Annotated in this window: 5 protein-coding genes and 1 riboswitch; of the genes, 4 read left to right on the plus strand and 1 reads right to left on the minus strand. The window is 73.5% G+C overall.

Going from position 1 to position 6000, the window contains the following annotated elements; all coding sequences use genetic code 11:
• Positions 1 to 128: 128 nt before the first annotated feature.
• Positions 129 to 1259 carry an alpha/beta hydrolase gene (locus tag AB8A24_RS08970; RefSeq protein WP_369475297.1) on the minus strand — a complete coding sequence of 377 codons (1131 nt, stop codon included), beginning with the start codon at positions 1257 to 1259 and terminating at the stop codon, positions 129 to 131.
• Between the two features lie 321 nt (positions 1260 to 1580).
• Here AB8A24_RS08970 and AB8A24_RS08975 point away from each other — a divergent pair, with 321 nt between their 5' ends.
• From AB8A24_RS08975 to AB8A24_RS08990, 4 genes are all read left to right on the plus strand, one after another.
• Entirely contained in the window at positions 1581 to 2882 is a 1302-nt protein-coding gene (locus AB8A24_RS08975; protein ID WP_328963836.1) for an inorganic phosphate transporter, read from the plus strand.
• A 26-nt stretch (positions 2883 to 2908) separates the two neighbouring features.
• Positions 2909 to 3130, plus strand: a complete 222-nt coding sequence (locus AB8A24_RS08980; protein ID WP_030720249.1) for a hypothetical protein — start codon at positions 2909 to 2911, stop codon at positions 3128 to 3130.
• Between the two features lie 130 nt (positions 3131 to 3260).
• A riboswitch (cobalamin riboswitch) is annotated at positions 3261 to 3408 on the plus strand.
• A 35-nt stretch (positions 3409 to 3443) separates the two neighbouring features.
• The gene (locus AB8A24_RS08985; RefSeq protein ID WP_369475298.1) at positions 3444 to 4424 is read left to right on the plus strand and encodes a cobalamin biosynthesis protein; all 981 of its coding nucleotides are present in this window, start codon (positions 3444 to 3446) and stop codon (positions 4422 to 4424) included.
• A complete protein-coding gene (locus AB8A24_RS08990) occupies positions 4421 to 5941 on the plus strand; it encodes a cobyric acid synthase (protein WP_369475299.1) in 1521 nt (506 codons plus the stop codon). The genes AB8A24_RS08985 and AB8A24_RS08990 overlap by 4 nt, the downstream gene beginning before the upstream one ends.
• Positions 5942 to 6000 lie beyond the last annotated feature (59 nt).

Consider the following 6000-nt stretch of genomic DNA (forward strand, 5'->3'; position numbering starts at 1 on the left):
ATCGCCGCTGACCCGCAGCGCAGACCGGGACAAGCCGCCCGTGCGGCCCTGTCCGTCACAGGGCCTTCACATGACGGCTCTTCACACGGTCGTTCACGAGGCCTTCGGCGCGGACCTCGACACGGCCTTCACATGAGCGGGGTGAGGAAGCGGCGCAGGGCCTCCTCGTAGCCGGCCGGGTCGGCGTTCCACATCGCGCCGTGCCCGGCTCCGGCCACGGTGTGCAGCGTGACGAGGTCGGGGCGGGCGGCGGCGAGCCCGCGGGAGGGTCCCCAGGGGGCGAGCGCGTCGTCCGGGCCGTGGACGATCAGTACGGGGACGCGCAGCACGCCGGGGTCGGCGCCCGCCGGCCGGCGGTCGGCGCGCAGGCCCGTGAGGCCCTCGGCGGCCCGGACCGCCAGCGGCAGCACGACACCGGGGACGCCGCGCGCCTTGGCGAGCCCCCGCAGGGTGGCGTGCCAGTCGAGCACCGGGGAGTCGAGGACCAGCCCGGAGATCCGGTGGGCCAGCGGCGAGCGCTCGAAGGCGCGCAGGGCCATGGTGGCGCCGGTGGACCAGCCGTGGAGGATCACGCGGCGGGCTCCGTAGCGCAGGGCGTAGCGGATGGCGGCGTCCAGGTCACGCCATTCCGATTCGCCGAGGTGGCCGAGGCCGTCCGGGGAGGCGGGGGCGCCCAGGTCGCCCCGGTAGCCGAGGTCCAGGACGGGCAGCTGATGGCGGTGCAGGAAGGGCATGACCACCATCGGGTGCTCACGGCTGCTGCCGAGCCCGTGCACGGTGATCACCCAGGTGTCCCGGGCGGCGGGCAGGAACCAGGCGGGCAGGGCGCCGAGCTCCCCGGGGATGTCCACGTCGGCGTGGTCGAGCCCGAGGGCGGTGCGCGGGTTGCCGACGTACACCTGGGGGGTGAGGGAGACCCGGGTACCGGGTTCGAGGGTGCCGTGGGTGACGGAGACGAGTCGCCGTACGACCGCGTCCGGGCCGGGGTCGGCGTCCGGGACCACGGGGCCGACGACGGCGTGCACGCCGGGTGCGACCAGGCCGTAGGTGCCGGGGCGCAGGGAGGCGAGCGAGCGGGTCAGCGTGATCCGGCCGTCGGCCACGGAGTGGACACCGAGCCGTGGTCCGCCGGGCAGTGGGCGTCCGGGTTCGGGCCGCAGGGCCGCGTCGGCGGCGTGCCTGCCGATGGCGACGGCGGCCGCGCCGGCACCCAGCAGAGTCGTGGTGACGGCCGCTGCCGTCGCTGTCGCGGTACGCACTGCTCCAGTGTCGGGTCGGGGCCTCCGGCGGGCCACCGGAGCGGATCCGTCCGCCGCCGGCGCGAGCCGGGCCGACGGCATGTGATCTGAGTCTCTTTCGGCGCTCCGGAGGTGGAGCGGGGCGCGCGCCGGACACCCTCCGGAGGGACTCATTCACCCGGCTTTGACGTGCATTAATAGCGTTATCTACGTAAGTATCAGGACGAATGGCCCGATCACACCCCGCGCCAGTACACCGCTCCGCCCGCGCCAGTTCATCTTCCGTTCACTCAGGTTGCCTACGGTCGCCGAGCCACTGACGTCAAACAGAAGCCTGGGTAAATGGAGCACATAACGCTTCTCCTCGGGATCGTGATCATCACCGCTCTCGTGTTCGACTTCACGAACGGTTTCCACGACACAGCCAACGCGATGGCTACCACCATCTCGACCGGCGCCCTCAAGCCCAAGACGGCGGTGGCCATGTCCGCCGTGCTCAACCTCGTCGGCGCGTTCATGTCCGTGGAGGTCGCCAAGACGATCTCCAAGGGGCTCGTCAACGAGGAAGGCATCCAGCCAGAGGTGATCTTCGCCGCCCTGGTCGGAGCGATCCTCTGGAACCTCGTCACCTGGCTGGTCGGTCTCCCCTCCAGCTCCTCGCACGCCCTGATGGGCGGCCTGATCGGCGCCGCGGTCGCCTCCGCCGGCATCGGCGCGGTCAACGGCAGCGTCGTCGTCACCAAGGTCCTCATCCCCGCGATCGCCGCCCCGCTGGTGGCCGGCATCGCCGCGTACCTGGCCGCCAAGGTCACCTACAAGCTGGGTGACAAGGTCGGCGAGAAGACCTCCGCCAAGGGCTACCGCGCCGGTCAGATCGCCTCGGCCGGTCTCGTCTCCCTCGCGCACGGCACCAACGACGCGCAGAAGACGATGGGCATCATCACCCTGGCCCTCATCGCCGGCGGCGCGATCGCGCCCGACGCGAACCCGCCGGTCTGGGTCATCGTCTCCGCCGGTATGGCCATCGCGATGGGTACCTACCTGGGCGGCTGGCGCATCATCCGCACCATGGGCACCGGCCTGACCGACCTGCAGCCGCAGCAGGGCTTCGCCGCCCAGACCTCGGCCGCGTCCGTCATCCTCGCCTCCTCGAACCTCGGCTTCTCGCTCTCCACCACCCACGCGTGCTCCGGCGCCGTCATGGGTTCGGGCCTGGGCCGCAAGGGCGGTGTGGTCCGCTGGTCCACCGCGACCCGCATGTTCATCGCCTGGGGCCTGACCCTGCCGGCCGCCGCGCTGGTCTCGGCCGGTGCCGAGCTGGTCATGCGTTCCGGTGACATCGGCGTCGCCGCCGTCGCCGTCTTCCTGGTCGCCTCCTGCTTCGCCATCTGGGTCATCTCCCGCCGCCAGGTCGTCGACCACCACAACGTCAACGACGTGGAGTCGGCCGCCGCGGAGGAGCCGGGCGTCGTCACCACGGCGATCGCCGCCGTCACCGTCCCGCCGACCGTCGCGGCGGCCGGTCCGTCCGTGGCAGCGGCCGCCGGTACGACCGCCGCGGTCACGGACGAGGACCTCAAGGCCACCATCCCGGCCGAGACGACCGCCCCGACGACCGCACCGGCTCCGGCCGCCGCGGTCTGACCGAGACATACAGAGGAAACGGCAGTATGAAGATCGACTGGGAAGCACTCGGCTCCGTCTTCGGGGTCAGCCTCTCCGCCACCGTCGCCCTCGTGGCCCTGTTCACCCTGGGCCTGGTGGGCCTGTCCAAGCACGAGACCGCCACCGAGCAGGGCGGCACCGCCACCCTCGCCCGCACCGGCGCGTACCTCTGCTTCGCGCTCGTCGCGGCGGCCGTGACGTACGGGATCTACCTGATCGTCTCCTGATCCGCCGCCGCAGGGCGGGTCGGGTGTGAAGGCTCCCTCCGGGTTTGTCCCGGGGGGAGCTTTCGCGTTCCCTCCCGCGCCCTCCGTCCCCGCCGCACCGCAGGTCAACGGCGAGTTGACGGGCGTTCGAGGTGCGTGGTGGACTGCCGGAGCCAATACGGCGGCATGGAGAGGAAGTCCGGTGCGAATCCGGCGCGGTCCCGCCACTGTCACCGGAATCGCACGCCGCGCGTGCGTCCCGGGAGCCAGGAACTCTCGCCGCCGGACACGTCGAACCAGGGCGCGGACCCTGAGTGAGGACATACCTGCCACCATGCGTGCCGATCGCGTCTTCGCGTACGGCGCCACGGCGGGCCTGATCGGCGACCGGATCCTCGGGGATCCGCGCCGAGGGCACCCCGTGGCCGCCTTCGGACGGGCCGCCGCCGCCGTCGAACGCTCCCTGTGGGGCGACGACCGCGCCCGGGGCCTCCTGCACACCCTGGTGTGCGCCGGGGGCGCGGCCGCCGTCGGAGCGCTGGGCGCCCGCGCCGTGCGCTCCCGGCCCGCGGCCGCCCGTATCGCCCTGACCGCCGCCGCCACCTGGGCCGTCGTGGGCGGCACCTCGCTGGGCCGGGAGGCCCGCGCCATCGGAGGCGCGCTCGCCGCCGGGGACATCGAGGTGGCCCGGGAGCGGCTGCCCCACCTGTGCGGACGCGACCCCCAGGCCCTGGACGGACAGCAGATGGCCCGCGCCGTCGTGGAGTCCGTCGCCGAGAACACCTCCGACGCGGTGGTCGGGGCCCTCGTGTGGGGCGCCGTCGCCGGAGTCCCCGGACTGCTGGCCTTCCGCGCCGTGAACACCCTGGACGCGATGGTCGGCCACAAGTCCCCCCGCTACCTGCGCTACGGCTGGGCCTCCGCCCGGCTCGACGACCTGGCCGGCTGGCCGGGCGCCCGGCTGACGGCGGTCGCCGCCGTACTGGCCGGCCCCGACCGGCGGGGCGCCGTACGGGCCTGGCGCGCGGACGCCGCCGCGCACCCGAGCCCGAACGCCGGACCCGTGGAGGCCTCCTTCGCCGGGGCGCTGGGCGTCAGACTGGGCGGAACCCTCGCGTACGGCGGCCGGGTCGAGCACCGGGCCGTGCTGAACGGCGGGGCGGGTCGGCCGGTGGAGGTCGCGGACATCGAGCGGGCGGTACGGCTGTCGCGCCAGGTGACCTGGCTGGCCCTGGGCGCCTGCGTGGCCGCCCGGCTGCTGGTCTCCCGTACGACACGCACGGCACGTACGACACGGAGGGGGCGGCGCGGATGAGCGGCGCGAGGCGCGGCGGGGGTCTGCTGGTCGCGGGCACCACGTCGGACGCGGGCAAGAGCGTGGTCACGGCGGGCATCTGCCGTTGGCTGGCCCGGCAGGGCGTGAAGGTGGCGCCCTTCAAGGCGCAGAACATGTCGCTGAACTCCTTCGTGACCCTGGAGGGCGCCGAGATCGGGCGCGCCCAGGCGATGCAGGCCCAGGCGGCCCGTGTGGAGCCGACCGCGCTGATGAACCCGGTGCTGCTCAAGCCGGGCAGTGACCGCAGCAGCCAGGTGGTGCTGCTGGGCAAGCCGGTGGGCGAGATGAGCGCCCGCGGCTACCACGGTGGGCGCCAGGAACAGTTGCTCGGCATCGTCACGGACTGCCTGGAGCAGCTGCGGGGCACGTATGACGCCGTGATCTGCGAGGGGGCGGGGAGTCCGGCCGAGATCAACCTGCGCCGGACCGACATCGTGAACATGGGCATCGCGCGCGCCGCGCGGTTCCCGGTGGTCGTGGTCGGGGACATCGACCGCGGCGGGGTCTTCGCGTCCTTCTTCGGGACGACGGCGCTGCTCTCCCCCGAGGACCAGTCCCTGATCGCGGGATACCTGGTCAACAAGTTCCGCGGCGACGTGTCGCTGCTGGAGCCGGGCATGGAGATGCTGCGCGGCCTGACCGGCCGGGCCACCTACGGGGTGCTGCCGTTCCAGCACGGCCTGGGCATCGACGAGGAGGACGGCCTGCGGGTCTCCCTGCGCGGGGCGGTACGCGAGTCCGTCGTCGCGCCGCCGGTGGGCGAGGACGTACTGCGGGTCGCCGTGTGCGCGGTGCCGCTGATGTCGAACTTCACGGACGTGGACGCGCTCGCGGCGGAGCCGGGGGTCGTGGTGCGGTTCGTGGACCGGGCCGAGGAACTGGCCGACGCGGACCTGGTCGTCGTACCGGGCACCCGGGGCACGGTGAAGGCCCTTCAGTGGCTGCGGGAACGCGGGCTCGCGGACGCGCTGCTGCGCAGGGCCGCCGAGGGGCGGCCGGTGCTGGGCATCTGCGGCGGGTTCCAGGTGCTGGGCGAGCGGATCTCGGACGAGGTCGAATCGCGGGCGGGCGAGGTCGACGGCCTCGGGCTGCTCCCCGTACGGGTGCGCTTCGAGCGGGAGAAGACCCTGGCCCGGCCGGTGGGTTCGGCGTTGGGCGAGGACGTCGCGGGCTACGAGATCCACCACGGCGTGGCCGAGGTGCTCGGCGGCGAGGCCTTCCTGGACGGCTGCCGCGTCGGGTCGGTGTGGGGCACCCACTGGCACGGATCGCTGGAGTCGGACGGCTTCCGCCGGGCGTTCCTGCGGGAGGTGGCGGCGGCCGCGGGGCGGCGCTTCGTCCCGGCGCCGGACACGTCGTTCTCCGCGCTGCGGGAGGAGCAGCTGGACCTGCTCGGCGACCTGATCGAAGAACACGCGGATACGGATGCGCTGCTGCGGCTGATCGAGGGCGGAGCCCCGGCGGGCCTCCCGTTCCTTCCGCCGGGCGCGCCGTGACGGGCGTGGCCCTGCGGGGCTTCTCCCCCACCCCGCCCCTTCCCGAAACCGGGGGCGAG

Source organism: Streptomyces sp. BF23-19, from assembly GCF_041106355.1.
Taxonomy (GTDB): domain Bacteria; phylum Actinomycetota; class Actinomycetes; order Streptomycetales; family Streptomycetaceae; genus Streptomyces; species Streptomyces virginiae_A.